Source organism: Actinoplanes sp. NPDC051411, from assembly GCF_040682075.1.
In the GTDB taxonomy this organism is placed as follows: Bacteria; Actinomycetota; Actinomycetes; order Mycobacteriales; family Micromonosporaceae; genus Actinoplanes.
The window spans coordinates 21,710-39,423 of sequence record NZ_JBFBAD010000055.1 but is presented as its reverse complement, the minus strand read 5'-3'; the positions used below and the strand labels follow the sequence as shown (position 1 = coordinate 39,423).

The following is a 17,714-nucleotide window of genomic DNA, read 5'->3' as shown; positions in this document are numbered from 1 at the left end:
AAGTAAAGGGCGCGTCGGCCTCGGCCGGCGCGCCCTTTCTCGTCCTCCGCCGCTAGAAGCGGGGCGGCGAGAACGACCCGTCGGCGTCCGGCGGGTAGTCGTAGGTGGCTACGACCGCGTCGACCGGCAGTGCACTGTAGAGGTGCGGAAACAGTCGGCCGTCCGGCGCCGGCGGGTCACCCTGCTCCCAGGTGATCGGCACCGGCAGGCGCGACTCGTCGACCTCCAGCAGCACCAGGTCGGTGCGGCCGCGGAAGAGGAGCGTCGCCGGCATGTGGACCTGCTCCTCGGTCGACATGTGGATGTAGCCCTGCGAGGCGAGCGTGTCGCCCTCGTACGTGCCGCCGGCCGCCACCGCGGCCGCCCAGACGTCCCGTGGGCAGATGTGCAGGATCAACCCTTCTCCAGGTATTCGGCGCGCTCCTCGTCGACCAGCGCGGCAACGGAAGCGGCCAGGGCGGGGTGTTTCCGCAGATCGGGGTCGTCGCCGACCAGGGCGGACGCCTCGGCTCGCGCGTCGGTGATCAGCTTGGCGTCGCGCAGCATCGACAGCAACCGCAAATGGGAGTGGCGGCCGGACTGGGACGCCCCCAGCACGTCACCCTCGCGACGCTGCTCCAGGTCGATCTCGGAAAGCTTGAAGCCGTCGGTCGTCCCGGCCACGGCGTCCAGCCGCTCCCGGGCGGCGGTGCCCTCCACCGACTCGGTGACCAGCAGGCAGATGCCGGCCGCGCTGCCCCGGCCGACCCGGCCCCGCAACTGGTGCAGCTGGGAGACGCCGAAACGGTCGGCATCCATGATGACCATGACAGTGGCGTTGGGCACGTCGACCCCGACCTCGATCACCGTGGTCGCGACCAGCACGTCGAGGTCGCCGGCGGCGAAACCGCGCATCACCGCGTCCTTCTCGTCGGCCGGCATCCTGCCGTGCAGGATGGCGATGCGCAGGCCGTGCAGAGGGCCCTCGGCCAGCAGCGGGGCGACCTCGGTGACGGCCAGCGGCGGGCGCCGGGCCGGCTCGTTGTCCGACGGGGGTTCCTCGTCGTCGTCGCCCGCGGTGCCGTCGCCGATGCGCGGGCACACGACGTACGCCTGATGGCCGGCCTGAACCTCCTCGCGCAACCGGCGCCAGGCCCGGTCCAGGAACGCCGGCCTCTCCGGCGGCACGACATGCGAGGCAATGGGCGAACGGCCGCGCGGCAGCTGCGAAAGCGTCGACGTTTCGAGGTCGCCGTAGACGGTCATGGCGACCGTCCGCGGGATCGGGGTCGCGGTCATCACCAGCACGTGCGGCGGACGGGCCGCCTTGGCGCGCAAGGCATCCCGCTGCTCGACGCCGAACCGGTGCTGCTCGTCGACGACCACCAGCCCGAGATCCTTGAAGTCGACACCCTCGTACAGCAAAGCGTGCGTGCCCACGACGATGCCGGCGGTCCCGTCGGCGACCTTGGCCAACGCGGCCCGCCGGGCCGCCGCACCGAGTGACCCGGTGACCAGGGCGAGCTGCGTGCCCGAGGGGTCGCCGTCGATCTCACCGGCCCGGCCGAGCGCGCCCAACTGGGCGCTGATGCTGCGGAGATGCTGCGTGGCCAGCACCTCGGTCGGAGCGAGCAGCGCGGCCTGGCCGCCGGCGTCGACCACCTGCAGCATCGCCCGCACCGAGACCAGCGTCTTGCCCGAGCCGACCTCGCCCTGCAGCAGGCGGTGCATCGGATGCGGCTCGGCCAGGTCCTCGGCGATCTCCTCACCGACCAGCCGCTGCCCCTCCGTCAGCTCATAGGGCAGGCTCGCGTCGAACTTCACCAGGATCCCGGCCTCGCTACGCGGCCGGGCGGTGCCGGGCGCGGCCGATGCCCGCGCCCTTCGCTGTACGAGCGTGAGCTGTACGGCGAACGCCTCGTCCCACTTGAGACGGTATTTCGCGGAGTACAGCGCTTCCTGCGAGCTCGGCCGGTGGATCTCGCGCAGCGCCGTGCCGATGCCGACCAGGTTGCGGTTGGCCCGGACAGCCGCCGGCAGCGGATCGTCAGGCGGCTGGAAGGTGTCGAGAAGCGTGCGCACACACTTGGCGATCACCCACGTCGGCACGGCCTGAGCGGCCGGATAGACCGGGATGATCGCGCCGGCGAACTCCTCGATCTCCTGCTCCGCCTCGTCCTGCGTGGCGTCGGCGTCGAGCAGTTGATAGGCCGGGCCGTTGAGCTGCCGCTTCCCCCGAAAGTCGGTCACCTTCCCGGCGAACAGGCCCCACCGGCCCCGCCGCAGCTCCCGCTCCCGCCACGCCTGGTTGAAGAACGTGCACGTCAGCGTCGCGCCGGAGCCGTCCCCGATGGTGATCTCGAGCATGTTGCCCCGCCGCGCCCGCATCGGCTTGACACTCACCGACTGCACCTGGGCCAGCAACGTGACCTGCTCGCCGATCTGCAGCTGGTGCATGTCGGTGTGCTCGCCGCGCTCGTCGTACCGCCGGGGGAAGTGGTAGATCAGATCGCCGGCGGTGTGCAGGTCGAGGTGGGTCGCCAGGGCCTTGGCGGTCTTGTCGCCGAGAACCGTCTTCAAGGGGGTGTCGACGGTCGTCATTCCACTCCTACCAGAAGGTGGTAGCGGGGCTGTCCGCCCGCATAGCTCTGCAACTCGACGAACGGCCAGGTCTGCGTGACGTGCCCGCGGAGCAGCCCGTCGAGCCGGTCCGGAGCGTCCGCCCCCAGCACCAGAGTGGCCAGCTCGCCGCCGCCGCCGAGCATCCGGTCGAGCAGCCGGCGACTGACGTCCTCCAGATCGGTGCCGATCACGTGCACCTCGCCGTCGACCAGACCCAGCAGATCACCCTCCCGGCACGGCCCGGCGACCGTGAAAGCCGCGCGCTGAGCGGTGCAGACCTCGCCGTAACGGCAGGCACCGGCCGCCTCGGCCATGGCGATAACGTCGTCGGCGAAGGCCCGGCCGCTGTCACGCACGGCCAGAGCGGCCAGGGCCTGCACCGGGCTCCGGGTCGGCACGACACTCACCCGCAGCCCGGCCCGCTCGGCCTCCCGGGCGGCGGCGGTGGCGACGGCGTGGGTATTGGCGTCATTGGGCAGCAGCACAACCGACCGGGCGTCGGCGGCGGTGATCGCGGCCAGCATCTCGGCGATCGACGGGTTACGCCCCACGACAATCGCCCCCTCCGCCTCGAACAGAGCGGTCAGCCCCTCCCCGGCGGCAACGACGACGGCGCCGCGCGGGTCGCCCTCCCGAGTCGCCGGCTCGGCGACAAGCTCGTCGAGGGGGGTCACCTTGATCTGGTAAGGCCGCCCGGCCACGATGCCGGCCTCGACGGCGGCCCCGATGCGGTCGGCCGGAACGTGGACGTGCACATTCCAGGTCGGAGGATCGCCGTCACCGGTGCCGACGACGACCAGGGAGTCGCCCATCGCGTCGAGGGCCGGACGCAACCGGTCGACGGCCTCGTCGGCGGCGTCGAGCAGATATTGCACCTCATAGCCGAACTCCCCCTCGCCGCCCGAGGTCGCCGTCTCGGCGCTGCCCACCGAGGCGGCCGAGCCCGCGACGGCGGCGGCACCGAGCGCCGAGGAAGCGGGGTGATTGGTCATCGCGGCACCGGCCCCTGTCGCAGCACCAGCCGTCGCCGAGGCACCGAGGCGGTCGGTCGCAGCGGCACCGGCCACCGAGACACCGGAGCGGTCGGTCGCAGAACCACCGGTCATCGAGGCAGCCGAACCGCCAAACGCGCCAGCACCGGGCGCCGAGGCGGCCGAGCCGTCAACCGCGGCAGCACCGGATGGGGAGTTGTCGGTCTCGGCGCGGGAGCCCAAGGCTTCAACCAGGGCGTCGAGGAGGATGCAGAGGCCTCGGCCGCCGGCGTCGACCACGCCGGCGCGGGCCAGCGCGGGGAGTTGCTGCGGGGTGCGGGCCAGAGCCTCGCGGGCCGAGCCGGCCGCCGCCCGGGCCACGGCCAGGAGGTCGTCGGACTTGATGCGGCCGGCGCCGTCGGCGGCCGCGGCCACCACGGAGAGAACAGTGCCCTCCACCGGACGGGCCACCGCGCCGTAGGCGGCCTCGGAAGCCGTGCGCAATGCCCGGGCCAGCTCACCTCCACGGACCGCGACTGAAGTCGCCAAGGCGTCGGCCATGCCTCGCAGAATCTGCGAAACGATCACGCCCGAGTTGCCCCGGGCCCCGAGCAGCGCGCCCCGGGCCATCCGGCGCATCGTCCGGCCCAGCGTGGTCGTGGGCGCCTCAGCCGGGTCGAGCACCTCTCCGACCAGCGCCCCGCCGTCACCCTCCTCGCCAGCCCTTGCCCGACGACCTAGACCCTCGCCACGCCGCGTCTCGCCGGCACCCTCCTCGGCGGCCCATGCCCCACGACCCCGGCCCTTGCCGCGCCTGGCCTCGCCGTCGTCCAGCTCGCCGTCGGGTGCTTCACGATCATCACCCTCGCCGGGCGGGGCCTCGTCGTCGAAGGGGTCAGCGGGAGGCGGATCGGCCGGCGCCTCCGGGTGCTCGGCCAGGAAGCGGTTGAGGGCGTCCTGGGCGGCGGCCAGGGTGAGAACCAGGTTGGTGCCGGTGTCGCCATCGGGGACGGGATAGACGTTCAGCTCGTCGATTTCGTGCTGGTGGGCACGGAGCGCCTCCAGCCCGCCACCGCACCAGCGGTGGACGGCCGCGGCGTCCATGGTCTCCAGCACGCGAAAATCGTACTAACCACCCCTGACAATCGCCCGGGACCGCACCTGAGCCGGGCCGATTAGCTGTCACGGCGGGGCATCGGGTAACCTTGCCGGGTTGCCTGTGCGGTCACCGCCGGGTGCCTCCGAATTTTGGCAAGCTCGGGCTTTCAGCGAAAGCTCAGTCGATTACCCCAGGAGTATTCCGTGGCTAGCGTGTGCGACGTCTGTGGCAAGGGACCGGGCTTCGGCCACAACGTGTCCCACTCGCACCGGCGGACCAACCGCCGCTGGAACCCCAACATCCAGTCGGTGCGCACCCCGGCCGGTGGTGGCAACACCAAGAAGCTCCAGGTCTGCACCTCGTGCATCAAGGCCGGCAAGGTCGTCCGCGCCTGATCGAGTTTCGTCCCTCCAGCCCTTCTGGCCCCACCGGGCCGAAGGGCTGGATGTGTTTCCGGCGTGAGGACGCACTGATCATCGCCGCCTCAGCTATGACGAAACTCGCCCGGCGTCCACCGGTCAGAGGACTTTCGCGAACGAGAGCACGCCCTCCTGGCCAGCGTAGTAGCCGAAGTCATCGATGCGGGTGTAGCCGGCTGACTCGTACAACCCGACGGCCTCCGGCTGGCGGTCGCCGGTTTCCAGGATCACCCGCTTGCAGCCGGCCTCCCGCGCCGATTCCTCGATCGTGGCCAGCATGCGGCGGCCCAGGCCCCGGCCCCGGGCCTCGGATGCGGTGAACATTCTCTTCAGCTCCGCGTCGTCGCCGTGGCGGCGCCATCCCGCGCACGCGATGAGCCCGCCGGGGCCTTCGGAAGCGACGAAGAAGGCGCCGTTCGGTGGCACGAAGTCGGCCGGGTCCACGGGGGTGTCGTCGCCTGAGCCGCCGTAGCGGCCGGACAGCTCGGCCATCACGTGCACCAGTAGGGCGATGACGGCCGGCTCGTCGTACCGGGCCGACCTGATCTTGATGTCTGGCACGGGCACAACCCTAAATCAGCGGAAGTGGTCCCAGCCTGTCCCACCCGTCCACGGCTTGCGGTCGACGGTCACCCCGGTGCCCTCGTGCACCGCGCCGATCGGTTGCCAGCCGTCCGGCAGGGGCACGCCGGGCGGGAACGTCGCGGCGAGCGCGTGGTCATCGCCTCCGGCGAGGAGCCAGACGTACGGGTCGACGCCGAGTGCCGCGGCCGCGTCCCGCATCGGCCCGGGCACCTCGAACGCGTCGGTGTGCAGGTCGATGCCGACGACGCTGGCGGTCGCGATGTGGCCCAGGTCCTGGAGGAGGCCGTCCGAGACGTCGATCATCGAGGTGGCGCCGTGCCGGGCCGCGATCGGGCCCTGGGCGTACGGCACGGCCGGTCGCCGGTAGGCCTCGACGAGCAGTTTCGGGGTGCGGAAACCGCGGGACAGCACCGTGTATCCGGCCGCGGCGTACCCGACCCGGCCGGCCAGGGCGATCACGTCTCCCGGCTGGGCTCCCCCGCGTACGACCGGGTTTTGATTTTGCAGGTCGCCCAGGGCCGTGACCGAGACGGTGAGGGTGGGGCTCGCCGACATGTCGCCGCCGACCACGCTCGCCTGGACCGAGGAGGCCTCGGCCGACAGGCCGTCGGCCAGTTCCTCGGCCCACGCCGGGTCGAGATCGGGTGGCACGCAGAGGGCGACCAGCAACGCGGTCGGTTTGGCGCCCATCGCCGCGATGTCGGCCAGATTGGCCGCGGCGGCCCGGTGCCCGATGTCGGTGGCGCCCGACCAGTCGCGGCGGAAGTGACGGCCCTCGACCAGGACGTCGGTCGATGCCACGACCCGCCCGTCGGGGGCCGCGACGACCGCGCCGTCGTCCCCCGGCCCGAGTAACGTGGCCGGTCCGGTGTCGAGCCGTGCGACGATCCGGGCGATGAGCCCGAACTCCCCGGTCTCGGCAATGCTCACGTGGGGCCTTTCGTTCCTGGTGGCGTCCCGCTGCCGGACCGATCCGTACGGTAGTTTCACGTTCTAGTCAGCGGCGGCGGATTGGAGTCGGATCGTGGTCCAGGCATACATCCTCATCCAAACTGAGGTCGGAAGGGCTCATGACGTGGCCGCCGCGATCGGCAAAATACCGGGTGTCGTACGCGTCGACGCGGTGACGGGCCCCTATGACGTGGTCGTGCTCGCCGAATCGCACACGGTCGACGACCTGGGCAGCCTCATTGTGAGCAAAGTCCAGTACGTCCCGGGCATCATGCGGACGCTCACCTGCTCCGTGGTAAACCTCTGAGCATGGTCGACCTCGAGACCCCGCCGGTGAAGGCGCCCGACAAGTCCACCCGGAGCGCCGCGTTCGTGGCGGCCGCGATCGCCTTGCCGATCGCGCTGATCGCCGGGGTCTTGATTTTCTCCAGGCTCACGCCCAAGGATCAGCCGGCGGCGACGCCCAGCCCGACGTCGTCGGCCATCCAGCGGGTGCCGTCCACGCCGGTGCAACTGGCCGCGCCCAAGCTGTCGGCCCACGACGCCCAGGCCTGCCTGGCGTTGACCTCGCAGCTGCCCAACCAGGTGCGCAACCTGCCGGCCCGCAAGGTCAGCGCGGGCCCGGAGCAGAACGGGGCGTACGGCGATCCGGCGATCACCGTGCAGTGCGGTGTCACCCAGCCGCCGATGTGCGAGACGATCACGCCCGGCCAGAAGGGCTGTGTGCCGCTCGACGCCGATCTGCTGGTGATGAACGGCGTCTGCTGGTACGGCGATGACGGCCCGGCGACCAAGCTTTTTACCACGATGGACCGTGAGGTCGCCGTGCAGGTCGGCGTGCCGGCCAGCTATGACCAGCCGGCGCAGTGGGCCAACGAGTTCTCCGACACCGTCGTCGAGACGATCAAGTCGAAGGCGACCGCGGTGCCGACCGGCTGCGCTTAGTGCAGGCCCGTGCCGCGGTGCAACGCGGTGCGGATCAGGCGGTCGACGACCTTGGGATATTCGAGCCCGGTGGCGGCCCACATCTGCGGGAAGGCCGAGCGCGGCGTCATGCCCGGCATCGTGTTGATCTCGTTGAGGTAGATCTGGTGGTCGGCGGTCACGAAGAAGTCGACCCGGGCCAGGCCGGCGCAGTCGAGCGCGGTGAAGGTGCGCCGCGCGTACTCCTGGACCTTGCGCGTTACCTCTTCGGGCAGGTCGGCCGGGATCTCGTTGTGGCCGTCGCCCAGGTATTTGGCCTCGAAGTCGTACCACTCGTGGTCTTCGACGCCGACCTCGGCGAGCAGGGACGCCTCGGGCGCGCCGCCGGCCTCGGCCTCGAGCACGCCGCACTCGATCTCGCGGCCGACGATCGCGGCCTCGATGAGCACCTTGGGGTCGACCTGACGCGCGGTGGCGATCGCGTCGTCGAGGTCGGCCCAGTCGGTCACCTTGGTGATGCCGTGGGACGAGCCGGCCCGCGACGGCTTCACGAAGACCGGCAGCCCGAGCCGTTCCTTGTCGGCCTCCGACAGCGAGACGCCGGCCCGGAGAACCGCGTAGGGGCCGACCGGGATGCCGTCGGCCGCGGCCAGCTTCTTGGTGAATTCCTTGTCCATGGCGGCGGCCGAGGCGAAGACGTTGGCCCCGACGTACGGAATGCCGGCCATCTCGAGCATGCCCTGGATCGTGCCGTCCTCACCGAACGCCCCGTGCAGCACCGGGAAGACCACGTCGACCCCGGCGAGCGAGGAGACACCCTCGGCCGGGTCGCGCACGATCAGGTCGGTGGCGGTCGGGTCGGCCGCCAGCACGACCGTGTTTCCGCTGGCCGCGGTCACCTCCGGCAGCTGACGCCCGGCGATCGCGAACTGGGCCGGATCGCCACCGGCGAGAACCCACCGTCCCTCCCGCGTGATGCCGACCGGGACCACCTCATACTGATCGGGATCGAGCGCGGAAAGAATGCTCCCGGCGCTCACGCACGAGATGGCGTGTTCGGTACTCCGTCCACCGAACACGATCGCAACGCGGGTCTTCCGAGGGGACGTCACTTTTCCTTGGGCCTCTCGCTAGCGGGCATGCCGGGGGTGACCCTACTCTGCGTGGGCCATATGCACCGATGGCACGGCCGCCGCCACGGCAAAGGGGAACAGGGAGTCAATGACACCGACACTCCACGTGATCGCAGGGCCTCTACCTGGGCAGGGACGGCTCGCGACCCTCGCCCACCCACGTACGGACGCGTGGCCGGCCGAGCACCTGACCCACCTGGCCGAGGCCGGCGTCAACCTGCTGGTGTCGGCTCTGACCACGGCCGAGCAGCAGCGGCTGGGCTTCACCGGCACGGTCGCCGAGGCGAATCGGCTGGGCCTGGAGTTCCTGCCCTTCCCGGCCGCCGAGGGGACGCCGCCGCGCGAGGAGGCGGCCCGCGTGATCGGGTTGTCCGGGCGGCTGGCGGCCAACGTGCGGGCGGGGCGGTTCGTGGCGACGCAGTGCTTCGGTGGGATAGGACGCTCGACGCTGCTGGCGAGCATGACGCTGGTGCTGCTGGGTGTGCCGCCGAGCGACGCGCTGCGGCGCGTGACCGGCAACGCCGAGATGCCGGTGACCCGGGACTGGCTCAACGATTTCGCCGCGCAGCGGGCGCCGGCGTGAGTGGCACTAATTGCTGAGGTAGCGGGGTGCCGCCGGCGACTACCAAGGAGACATGAAGCGCCGGCCGAGTCCAATTCGGAGGTACCAGAGAATGATGAAGCGACTTCTTCCCGCTCTCGCCGTACCCGCCCTCCTGCTGGCCGGCTGCTCGGCCGGGAACGACACGACCGCGTCGCCGACACCGGGCACCACCACGCCGTCCGCCTCATCGTCGTCCGGCTCCTCCCCTTCCGTTTCGCCTTCCGTTGCGCCTTCCGTTTCGCCGAGCGACAGCAGTTCGGGGCAGGGCGGCGGCACCGGGCGCTGCCACACCGGCGACCTCTCTTTGAAAATGGGCACGGGCGGCGCGGCGGCCGGCACCTATCACACCAATCTGGTGTTCACGAACAGGTCCGGTCACTCGTGCACGCTCTATGGATATCCCGGCGTCTCCTGGGTCACCGGCGACAACGGCACCCAGGTCAACGACCCGTTCCAGCGCTCGTCCGGCACCGAGAAGACCATCACGCTGTCGGCCGGCGGCCAGGCCCACGCCGTTCTCGTCACCCACGCGGCGCTCAATTACCCGGCCGACAAATGCAAGCCGACCGATGTGCGCGGCTACCGGATCTATCCGCCCGACGAGACCGCCTCCATCTTCGTGAGCGCCCCGGGCAAGGAGTGCGCGGTCAAGGGCGTCAATCTCGGCCAGGTTCTTCCGATCGCCGGCGGACCGGGTCAACGCGAGGTTTGACGGCACGCCTCACGGCGTACCGGAAAAGGCCCGGCGGATTCCCCGCCGGGCCGTCTGTCTCAAGCTCAGTTTCCCGTACGCCGTAAAGCGATGTCCCGCGTCGTCGCCCGCAAGGCGACCGTTCCCGCCGCAGCCGCGACCAGAGTGAGAAGGAACGCCGGCAGATAGGGCAGCACCCCGTCCTCGACCGCCGCGATGTCATAGCCGAGCAGGATCTGACTGGCCACCAGAGGCACCGCGCAGGGAAGGATCAGCGCGGTCCCGATCCACGGCGAATAGCGGTGGTAGGCCATGCCGAACAGCGTGCCCGAGACGAAGAAGCACAGCGAAACGGCGAGCGCCTGGCCGGATTCCCGCAGAGCCGACCGGCCGGAGAAGGCCGGATAGCCGGAGGTGCGGTGGCCGGCCGGGGCGAGAATCGCGTTCTCCAGACCGTGGCCGAGTGGAATCAGAATCGCCACCGCGACCGAGATGCCGGCCCCGAGCAGGAGCACGGCGAAGAAGAATTCGCGCCGGGTCGCCCCGCCCGCCACGAAGCGCCGCAAATGGGTGCTGACCAGCAGAATGCCGATGACGAGAAGCCAATAGCGGGTGGCTGATCCGGCGACGAGAAGCCAGATGCTGCCCGTGGCCTGGCCCAGAATCAGCGGCACGACGACGGCGACCGCTTCGATCAGCACCAGTGCCAGGCCGAACCAGAGAACGACCGGCCGATAGAGCCGGAACAGCACCTCAGCGACGTTCATCGGGCACCTCCGCGGCCGACGTCAGGTGGATGAAGAGCTCCTGCAGGCCGACCGGCCCGATGCTGAGGCCGGCCGCCTCGGCCCGGGCCACCTCGGACGCTTCGAGTCGCCCGTAGACGGTGTCGGCCCGCGTCCCGCCCAGGCTCTGCGAGGCGAGCACGGTGCGGCCGGCCGTGAACGCCTCGACGGCGGCGGCCGGCCCGGTCACGGTCGCGCCGCGGCCGCGCAGGCCGTCGGCCTCCTCGTGCAGCAGGATCCGGCCGCGATCGATGACGATCACCCGCTCGAACAGGTCAGCCACCTCGTCGATCAGGTGGGTCGACAGGATGATCGTGCGCGGATGCGCGAGGTAGTCGGCGAGCAGTTCGCGATAGAACGTCGTGCGGGCGACCGCGTCCATGCCCAGGTAGACCTCGTCGAGGATGGTCAACGGGGTCCGGGAGGCCAGCCCGACGACCGCCCCGAGGGCCGACTTCTGGCCCCGGGAGAGGCTCTGCACCCGCTTGCGCCGGTCGATCGCGAAGATTTCGAGCAGCTTGGACGCGTAATCATCGTCCCAGGTCGGGCGCAGCCATTTCGCCAGCGCGAGCGCCTGGCACACGCGCTCCTGGCCGAGCACGTCGACGGCGTCACCGACGAAGCAGGTGGCCCGCATGACGGCCGGGTTCTCGAACGCCTCCACGCCGTCCACCACGACGTCGCCGCGGGTCGGCCTGCGGTGCGAGGCGAGGGCGCTGAGCAGGCTCGTCTTGCCCGATCCGTTGCGCCCGAGCAGGCCGTAGATCGCGCCGGTGGGCAGGTCGAGGCTGACGTCGTCGACCGCGACGGTGTCGCCGTAGCGCACGGTGAGGCCGCGGAGCTCGATCATCGCGCGCCTCCCGAGATGTGCTTCAGGATCTCCTCGACCGGCACCCCGATGCGGCCCGCCTCGGCCAGCATCGGGTCGACCACCTCGCTGAAGAACCGTTCCCGGCGGCCGGCGCGCAGCCTCTCGCGGGCGTCCGGGCTGACGAACATGCCGATGCCGCGCTTCTTGTAGAGGACGCCCTCGTCGACCAGCTCCGCGAAGCCCTTGGCCGCGGTGGCCGGGTTGATATTGTAGAAGGCCGCGTACTGATTGGTGGACATGACCTGTTCGTCCTCCTTGAGAGCCCCGCTCAGGACGTCGTTCCGGATCGCCTCGGCGATCTGCAGATAGATCGGGCCGCGGTCGTCGAACACCGAAGCCTCCCTAGTTCTGCGGTTCGTTACTCATGTAATGAACCGTAGCACCTGCCAGCCCTTGCCCTCGATTTTCTATATAGATAGAGTTCCGCTCATGGTTCGAGCGAGACGCCCCTCGGCGCAGACCCTGGCCGTGCTCAACGCACTGGCCGACGAGCCTGCCACCTGGCGATACGGCTATGAGCTGGGTCGCCAGGTCGGGCTGGCGGCCGGCTCGCTCTACCCCATCCTCATCCGGCTCTGCGACCGCGGCCTGCTGGAGGCGACCTGGGAAGAGACACCGGTCCAGGGCCGTCCGCCCCGCCACCTCTACCGCCTGACCGGCACGGGCGTGCGCTGGGCCGCCGAGGTGGCCGAAGAGCCGCTGGCCGCCCCGGTCCGTCCCCGGCTTCGGGAGGCCTGATGACCACCGACCTGCCCGGCCGGCTGCTCGACGCCGTGACAAACTTCCTGCCCCGCGGCCGCGAACAATGGGGCCGCGCGATGCGGGCCGAGATGGCCGCGCTCGACGCCCGAGGCGAGCGGTGGCGCTTCGCCGGCGGCTGCCTGCGCGTCGCGGTCACCCAGTTCCACCTGCTGCGGGCCACCCTGCACCTGGCCGTCGTCCTCGGCGCCCTGGGCACGGTGTTCGCCTGGGCCGCGACCATCGACTACCGCCCACTGGCCTGGCCGCTCGACGCCATGGTGTCAGTGCTCGCCGTGGTGTGCTGGCAGGCCCGGCGCACGGCGATGCTCGGCCCGGTCGGCGACGGCGCGACCGCGGGGCTGCTCCGCGGCGGGGGCTACCTGCTGGCCGGCGCGATAGCGGCGCTCTGCCTGCTCCACGCGCGCCCGGCCACCGGCTCCGAGGCCGAGTCCGGCATCGGCCTGCTGGTCGCCGGCGTGATCGTCGCGGCCTACGCCCTCGGGCTGGTCCTGGTCTGCGCCCGATCGGCGGCCGCCACGACCCGGCTGCGCCTGACCGCCGTCGGCTGCGGCACCGTCGCCGCCCTGACCTGGCTGCTCGCGGTCACGGCCGTGCCACCGATCCCGGCATCAACCGGGTCGGCGCTCGCCCTGACCGCCACGGCCGCGTTCGCCGCCCTCTCGATGAACCTCGGCACCGCGCGCCGAGCCCTGCTGGCCGCCCTGCTCAGCGGGGCGGTCACGCTGGCCCTGATCTTCTGCGCGGTGGTCCTGCTCGCCCGCTACGGCCCCGACGCGCTGATCCCGGCGCTCACCCCACACGCGCTCCCGGCCAACCGGGTCGCCGAGAGCCGCATCGAAATCATCGACCCTTACGTGCTGGTCTTCGTCCTCGGCGGCTTGGCCGCGACCGCCCTGGGCGCCGCCGCCGTCTCCACCCGCCGCCCCACAACCGCCCGGAGACCGTCCACCGCCCTCGCCGCGCTGACCCACCCGGCCGGCGCCTGACCCACCCGGGTGCGCCTGACCTCGCCCGCGCTGGTCACCCACCTGGTCCAGCCACGGGTGACCGGAACCACGCCTGGCCACGCCCGCACGACCAGTGCCGGGCCTGGCCCAGCTCACGCCGCCAACACTCTGGCTGGCCCAGCCCATGCGCCAGTGCCGCTCACGGCCCAGCCCACGCGGCCCAACACCCTGGCTGGCACGGGCCCACGCGACAAATGCGCCGCCCGGCGGCCACCCGCAGGCTCGCATAGCCTTTGAACCCCGCCCAACCCGCGGCTAGCACCATCGCCTGGCCCAACCCGCGCGACCAGCATCCCGCCTGACCCAGCCCGCACGACCCATGCCCTGCTCGACCCAGACCGCACGACCGCGCCCCTCCGGCTTAGATCGCACGACCGGTGCCCCGCTCCGCGGGGCTTGCGCCGTAAGCATTTCCCGGGCTGGGCTGCGCGATCAACGTGTCGCCTGGCCCGGCGCCCGGAGCCGACACTGGGCGTCGTCCGAGCCCGCGATCAGCACCCCGCCCGGCTGAATCTGTGGATCAGCACCCCGCCCCCTGAGCCCGAGCCACCCCAGCACGTCGCCTGGCCAAGCCCGGGTAACCAGGACCCCGCTGGCCCGGTTCGCGGGATCGGCGGGACTCGCGTGGCGCCGGGCTGATCACCTGCGGACAAGCGCGCCGAGCCTGGACATCCGATGTATCAAGCCAGGGCGCGGGTTTGACCGTGGCAACGGTGAAGTCGGCCGAGGAGCTTGCCACCGAGTCGGTGTGGAGCGGCGTCTGTGCGGGTCTGCGGCAGCTCGGCGTTGGTCGTAAGAGGCGCGTCCCCGAGCGGAGCTGTTGACTGCGACGAGGACTTAGAAATGGTGGCATCGGCGCCGATATCTCGGGCCAACATGACCGCGTCGCCAAGGCGAGTTTCGCGGCCTGGCGGTGTGCGGCAGATCGATGTGGCCGGGCGGGGTCGCGGGTCGGCGGCGTGTGGCGGATCAACCAGATGGCCCGCGGCAGCCCGGCGGGGCTGATTGGCGTGGTGGGCACGGCCGGTGCGGTGTTCGGGTGCCGGCCGGCCTGGTCGGCGATCGCCACGTCGTGATGCCGATGGCGCCCCGGACGCGTCAGGCGGCGAAGGTCTGGGGCAGGACGCCCTCGTCCCAGAGGTGGTCGAGGTGGGCCAGGAAGCCGGTCAGGCTGCGTTCCAGTTCGCGGCGTTCGGGGTCGGTGAGCAGGGCGAGCGGGTCGGAGAAGACCAGGCCCTCCGGGTGTTTCGAGCGGGTGCCGACGAACTTCTGGCAGGCCCCGCACCAGGCATAACTGACCAGGGTGGGCCGGCGGGCGGTGGGCGGGCTCGTGACGTACGCCCGGAGGCGGGATTGCCCGCAAGCCGGACAGGCCCGCTCGGCCGGGGCGACGAAGAAGCTTTCGCCCTGGGTCAGGGCGGCGACCTCGTCGCCGGTGAAGCTCGCCCAGCTCATGCCTGGTCGAGGGCGGCCGTGAGGTCGGCCACCAAGTCGTCGGTGTCCTCGATGCCGCAGGACAACCTTACGAAACCGGGCGACGTGTCGTCGCCCCACTGGGCGCGCCGGTCGGCCGTCGTGTGCACGCCGCCGAAGGAGGTTGCCGCGAAGACGAGTTCGGCGGCGGCCAGGAAGCGGGCCACCCGGGCCTCGTCGCCGAGGTCGAACGACACCACGCCGGGGATGCGCCGCATCTGCTCGCTCGCCACCTTGAAGGCCGGGTCGGTGAGGAGGCCGGGCCAGCGTACGCCGGACACATCGGACCGCCCGCTCAGCATCGTGGCCAGCGCGGCCGCGTTTTCGCTCTGCCGGCGCAGGCGCAGGTCGAGGGTGGCGATCGAGCGGTGGGCCAGCCAGCAGTCGAACGCGCCGGGCACCGCGCCGGTCTGTTTGCGCCACGTCTCGACCTGGTCGTAGAGGCCGTCGTCGTTGGTGGACACGTAGCCCAGCAGCAGGTCGGAGTGGCCGGTCAGTGCCTTGGTGCCGGACGCTACGACCAGGTCGGCGCCGAGCGCGAGCGGGTTCTGCCCGAGCGGGGTGGCGGTGGTGTTGTCGACCGCGACCAGCGCGCCGGCCTGGTGGGCGGCCGCCGCCACGGCGCGGATGTCGCACACGTCGAGGCCCGGGTTGGCCGGGGATTCGAGCAGCACCAGGCGTACGCCCGTGAAGTCGGGGTATGGCCCGGCGGTCGGCACCTCGATCGTCTCGACGCCGAGGCCGCGGAGGGTGGTCTGGGCGAAGGCCCGGACCGTGAAATATCCGTCGGACGGCAGCGCGACCGTGTCGCCGGTGCGCAGCACCGAGAGCAGCAGCGCCGTGATCGCCGCCTGGCCGCTGGAGAAGACCAGCGTGCGGCCGTCCTCAAGTTCGCCGATCGCGTCCTGCAGGGCGCGCCGGGTCGGGTGCTCGGTGCGGGCGTAGCCGTTGCCGACCGCGCCGTCGACCGGGTCGAGGTGGTAGGGCGCGGCGAAGACCGGCCCGGGCAGGAACGGCTCGCCGGCCGCCGGCTCGGGGAGTCCCGCGTGCACAACCTTGGTGCCGTCGTTCATTCCGGTTTCATCTCCCGACCCATCAGCAGTTTGACCGCGATCTGCGGGTCGAGGCCCTCGTGGCAGACCCGCTCGACCTGTTCGACGATCGGCATCTCGACGCTGTGCGCCCGGGCCAGGTCGCGGATCGACAGGCAGCTTTTGACGCCTTCGGCGGTCTGCCGGGTCGCCGTCTGCGCCTGCTCCAGGCTTTCGCCCCGGCCCAGGTGTTCGCCGAACGTGCGGTTGCGGGCCATCGGCGACGAGCAGGAGGCGACCAGGTCGCCGAGTCCGGCCAGGCCGGCGAAGGTCAGCGGGTCGGCGCCGAGGGCCACCCCGAGCCGGGCCGTCTCGGCCAGCCCGCGGGTGATCAGCGAGGCCCGGGTGTTGTCGCCCATGCCCATCGCGGCGGCCATCCCGTACGCCAGGGCGATCACGTTCTTGACCGCGCCGCCGAGTTCGCAGCCGATGACGTCGTCGCTGGTGTAGGGCCGGAAGTAGGGCAGGGCGAGGGCGTGCTGCACCAGTTTGGCCCGGCCCTCGTCGTGGCAGGCGACCACGGTGGCGGTGGGCTGGCGCTGGGCGATCTCGGGGGCCAGGTTGGGCCCGGAGACGACCACCACCCGGTCGGCCTCGACGCCGGCCGTCTCGACGATGACCTCGCTCATCCGCTTGGTCGTGCCGAGTTCGATGCCCTTCATCAGCGAGATGATCGTGGCGTCGGGCCCGAACGAGCCCGCCCATTCGGCCAGGTTGCCGCGCAGCGTCTGGGACGGCACGGCGATCGCCACCAGGTCGGCGCCGGCGGTCGCCGCGGCCAGGTTGCCGGTGCCGGTGACCTGCTCGGGCAGCCGCACGCCGGGCAGCGAGCCCTCGTTGGTGCGCCGCTCGGCGATCTCGTCGGCGACCGCGGCGCGGCGGGCCCACATCGTGACGTCGGCGCCGGCCTCGCCGAGCACCTTGGCGAACGCGGTGCCCCAGGCGCCGGAGCCGATCACGGCCGCCTTCACGCGCCGGCCTCCTTCGACTTGGCCGGACGCTCGTAGAGGGGCGGCGGCTCCTCGCCGCGCAGGCCCGCGACCAGGCCACGGATGTCCAGCATGATCGCCTCGGTCATCTCGTCGAGCACCGCCCTGGTCGGCGGGGCGCCGGCCCAGCGGCTCAGATCGACCGGCGGGCCGGCGGTGACGCTGACCGGCACCCGCAGGCCGAGCTTCAGCTTGCGGGTGCGGGCGTCGAAGATCCGGTAGGCCCCCCAGTTGGCGACCGGGATGACCGGCGCGCCGGTGATCAGGGCGAGCCGCGCCGCGCCGGTCTTGCCGCGCATCGGCCACAGGTTGGGCTCCTTGGTCGTGGTGCCCTCCGGGTAGATCACCACGGCGCCGCCCTGCCGGACGGCGTCGATCAGCACGTCGAGCGACTTCACCGCCTCCACACTGCCCCGTTCGACCGGGATCTGCTTGACCTTGGTGAGGAACGGGCCGACGACCGGCACGTTCCACAGGCTCGCCTTGGTCAGGAAGCGTGGCCAGCGGCCGGCGTCGTAGATGTAGTGGGCGACGACCAGCGGGTCGAAGTGCGAGGCGTGATTGGGGACGATGATCACACCGCCGGTGGCCGGCAGGTGCTCCTGTTCGGTCCAGGTCGGCTTGGTCCAGACCCGCAACACGGGCAACACCACCACGGCCGCGAAACGCTGCCAGAACCCGAGTCCGCGCTGCGCCACGACCCCTCCGCCCCTCATTGCGGCGTGTCCTCGCCGCGGTATCCGCACCTGGGACGAAAT

Annotated in this window: 20 protein-coding genes; 7 read left to right on the top strand and 13 right to left on the bottom strand. The window is 71.5% G+C overall.

What is annotated here, in order from left to right; translation table 11 throughout:
- Positions 1-52: 52 nt before the first annotated feature.
- The 3 genes from AB0M88_RS28045 to AB0M88_RS28035 are packed head-to-tail and all read right to left on the bottom strand — an operon-like array spanning position 53 to position 4,688.
- Positions 53-397 (bottom strand): DUF952 domain-containing protein, encoded by a 345-nt coding sequence (locus AB0M88_RS28045; RefSeq protein WP_364107311.1) that lies wholly within the window; start codon positions 395-397, stop codon positions 53-55.
- The gene (gene recG / locus AB0M88_RS28040) at positions 394-2,580 is read right to left on the bottom strand and encodes an ATP-dependent DNA helicase RecG (protein WP_364107309.1); all 2,187 of its coding nucleotides are present in this window, start codon (positions 2,578-2,580) and stop codon (positions 394-396) included. Before recG ends, AB0M88_RS28045 begins: the two co-directional genes overlap by 4 nt.
- A complete protein-coding gene (locus tag AB0M88_RS28035) occupies positions 2,577-4,688 on the bottom strand; it encodes a DAK2 domain-containing protein (protein ID WP_364107307.1) in 2,112 nt (703 codons plus the stop codon). The genes recG and AB0M88_RS28035 overlap by 4 nt, the downstream gene beginning before the upstream one ends.
- Before the next feature lie 186 nt (positions 4,689-4,874).
- Here AB0M88_RS28035 and rpmB point away from each other — a divergent pair, with 186 nt between their 5' ends.
- Positions 4,875-5,066, top strand: coding sequence for a 50S ribosomal protein L28 (gene rpmB, locus AB0M88_RS28030; protein ID WP_364107305.1), 192 nt, complete (start codon positions 4,875-4,877; stop codon positions 5,064-5,066).
- A 123-nt stretch (positions 5,067-5,189) separates the two neighbouring features.
- Here rpmB and AB0M88_RS28025 read toward each other — a convergent pair whose 3' ends face one another.
- Entirely contained in the window at positions 5,190-5,651 is a 462-nt protein-coding gene (locus AB0M88_RS28025) for a GNAT family N-acetyltransferase (protein ID WP_364107303.1), read from the bottom strand.
- Positions 5,652-5,666: 15 nt separating this feature from the next.
- Positions 5,667-6,605, bottom strand: a complete 939-nt coding sequence (locus AB0M88_RS28020; RefSeq protein ID WP_364107301.1) for a thiamine-phosphate kinase — start codon at positions 6,603-6,605, stop codon at positions 5,667-5,669.
- A 94-nt stretch (positions 6,606-6,699) separates the two neighbouring features.
- On the opposite strand from AB0M88_RS28020, the gene AB0M88_RS28015 reads away from it, so the two are divergent.
- Both AB0M88_RS28015 and AB0M88_RS28010 read left to right on the top strand, forming a co-directional pair.
- Positions 6,700-6,933: an Lrp/AsnC ligand binding domain-containing protein gene (locus AB0M88_RS28015; protein WP_364107299.1), complete on the top strand. Its 234-nt coding sequence runs from the start codon at positions 6,700-6,702 to the stop codon at positions 6,931-6,933.
- 2 nt (positions 6,934-6,935) lie between these two features.
- A complete protein-coding gene (locus AB0M88_RS28010; RefSeq protein WP_364107297.1) occupies positions 6,936-7,571 on the top strand; it encodes a DUF3515 family protein in 636 nt (211 codons plus the stop codon).
- Here the strand turns inward: AB0M88_RS28010 and AB0M88_RS28005 are convergent.
- On the bottom strand, positions 7,568-8,662 hold the full coding sequence (locus AB0M88_RS28005; RefSeq protein WP_364107295.1) for a D-alanine--D-alanine ligase family protein: 1,095 nt from the start codon (positions 8,660-8,662) through the stop codon (positions 7,568-7,570). The genes AB0M88_RS28010 and AB0M88_RS28005 overlap by 4 nt on opposite strands.
- A 109-nt stretch (positions 8,663-8,771) precedes the next feature.
- Between AB0M88_RS28005 and AB0M88_RS28000 the strand changes: the two genes are divergently transcribed.
- Positions 8,772-9,266 carry a hypothetical protein gene (locus tag AB0M88_RS28000; protein ID WP_364107293.1) on the top strand — a complete coding sequence of 165 codons (495 nt, stop codon included), beginning with the start codon at positions 8,772-8,774 and terminating at the stop codon, positions 9,264-9,266.
- A gap of 91 nt (positions 9,267-9,357) precedes the next feature.
- Complete coding sequence (locus AB0M88_RS27995; RefSeq protein ID WP_364107292.1) at positions 9,358-9,999, top strand: DUF4232 domain-containing protein; 642 nt, start codon at positions 9,358-9,360, stop codon at positions 9,997-9,999.
- Between the two features lie 65 nt (positions 10,000-10,064).
- Here the strand turns inward: AB0M88_RS27995 and AB0M88_RS27990 are convergent, their stop codons facing one another.
- From AB0M88_RS27990 to AB0M88_RS27980, 3 genes are read right to left on the bottom strand one after another with little or no spacing between them, the layout of a single operon-like run.
- Entirely contained in the window at positions 10,065-10,745 is a 681-nt protein-coding gene (locus tag AB0M88_RS27990; RefSeq protein ID WP_364107290.1) for a hypothetical protein, read from the bottom strand.
- On the bottom strand, positions 10,732-11,613 hold the full coding sequence (locus AB0M88_RS27985) for an ABC transporter ATP-binding protein (protein ID WP_364107288.1): 882 nt from the start codon (positions 11,611-11,613) through the stop codon (positions 10,732-10,734). Before AB0M88_RS27985 ends, AB0M88_RS27990 begins: the two co-directional genes overlap by 14 nt.
- Positions 11,610-11,966, bottom strand: a complete 357-nt coding sequence (locus tag AB0M88_RS27980) for a GntR family transcriptional regulator (protein WP_364107286.1) — start codon at positions 11,964-11,966, stop codon at positions 11,610-11,612. Before AB0M88_RS27980 ends, AB0M88_RS27985 begins: the two co-directional genes overlap by 4 nt.
- A 97-nt stretch (positions 11,967-12,063) precedes the next feature.
- Here AB0M88_RS27980 and AB0M88_RS27975 point away from each other — a divergent pair, with 97 nt between their 5' ends.
- Positions 12,064-12,372, top strand: a complete 309-nt coding sequence (locus AB0M88_RS27975; RefSeq protein ID WP_364107284.1) for a PadR family transcriptional regulator — start codon at positions 12,064-12,066, stop codon at positions 12,370-12,372.
- Positions 12,372-13,382, top strand: a complete 1,011-nt coding sequence (locus tag AB0M88_RS27970) for a hypothetical protein (protein WP_364107282.1) — start codon at positions 12,372-12,374, stop codon at positions 13,380-13,382. Before AB0M88_RS27975 ends, AB0M88_RS27970 begins: the two co-directional genes overlap by 1 nt.
- 1,119 nt (positions 13,383-14,501) lie before the next feature.
- Here the strand turns inward: AB0M88_RS27970 and AB0M88_RS27965 are convergent.
- Genes AB0M88_RS27965 through AB0M88_RS27950 form a run of 4 tightly spaced genes read right to left on the bottom strand, consistent with a single transcriptional unit; the run spans position 14,502 to position 17,654 of the window.
- Positions 14,502-14,858 (bottom strand): hypothetical protein, encoded by a 357-nt coding sequence (locus AB0M88_RS27965; RefSeq protein ID WP_364107280.1) that lies wholly within the window; start codon positions 14,856-14,858, stop codon positions 14,502-14,504.
- Positions 14,855-15,949: a cystathionine gamma-lyase gene (locus AB0M88_RS27960; protein WP_364107278.1), complete on the bottom strand. Its 1,095-nt coding sequence runs from the start codon at positions 15,947-15,949 to the stop codon at positions 14,855-14,857. The genes AB0M88_RS27965 and AB0M88_RS27960 overlap by 4 nt, the downstream gene beginning before the upstream one ends.
- Positions 15,946-16,938, bottom strand: a complete 993-nt coding sequence (locus AB0M88_RS27955) for an NAD(P)H-dependent glycerol-3-phosphate dehydrogenase (protein WP_364107276.1) — start codon at positions 16,936-16,938, stop codon at positions 15,946-15,948. Before AB0M88_RS27955 ends, AB0M88_RS27960 begins: the two co-directional genes overlap by 4 nt.
- Entirely contained in the window at positions 16,935-17,654 is a 720-nt protein-coding gene (locus AB0M88_RS27950; protein WP_364107274.1) for a lysophospholipid acyltransferase family protein, read from the bottom strand. Before AB0M88_RS27950 ends, AB0M88_RS27955 begins: the two co-directional genes overlap by 4 nt.
- Positions 17,655-17,714: the final 60 nt, after the last annotated feature.

Coding starts and splice junctions, on each gene's coding strand:
- recG (WP_364107309.1), bottom strand. CDS start 2,580: ATGACGACCGTCGACACCCCCTTGAAGACGGTTCTCGGCGACAAGACC.
- AB0M88_RS28010 (WP_364107297.1), top strand. CDS start 6,936: ATGGTCGACCTCGAGACCCCGCCGGTGAAGGCGCCCGACAAGTCCACC.
- AB0M88_RS28000 (WP_364107293.1), top strand. CDS start 8,772: ATGACACCGACACTCCACGTGATCGCAGGGCCTCTACCTGGGCAGGGA.
- AB0M88_RS27995 (WP_364107292.1), top strand. CDS start 9,358: ATGATGAAGCGACTTCTTCCCGCTCTCGCCGTACCCGCCCTCCTGCTG.
- AB0M88_RS27990 (WP_364107290.1), bottom strand. CDS start 10,745: ATGAACGTCGCTGAGGTGCTGTTCCGGCTCTATCGGCCGGTCGTTCTC.
- AB0M88_RS27985 (WP_364107288.1), bottom strand. CDS start 11,613: ATGATCGAGCTCCGCGGCCTCACCGTGCGCTACGGCGACACCGTCGCG.
- AB0M88_RS27975 (WP_364107284.1), top strand. CDS start 12,064: ATGGTTCGAGCGAGACGCCCCTCGGCGCAGACCCTGGCCGTGCTCAAC.
- AB0M88_RS27970 (WP_364107282.1), top strand. CDS start 12,372: ATGACCACCGACCTGCCCGGCCGGCTGCTCGACGCCGTGACAAACTTC.
- AB0M88_RS27965 (WP_364107280.1), bottom strand. CDS start 14,858: ATGAGCTGGGCGAGCTTCACCGGCGACGAGGTCGCCGCCCTGACCCAG.
- AB0M88_RS27960 (WP_364107278.1), bottom strand. CDS start 15,949: ATGAACGACGGCACCAAGGTTGTGCACGCGGGACTCCCCGAGCCGGCG.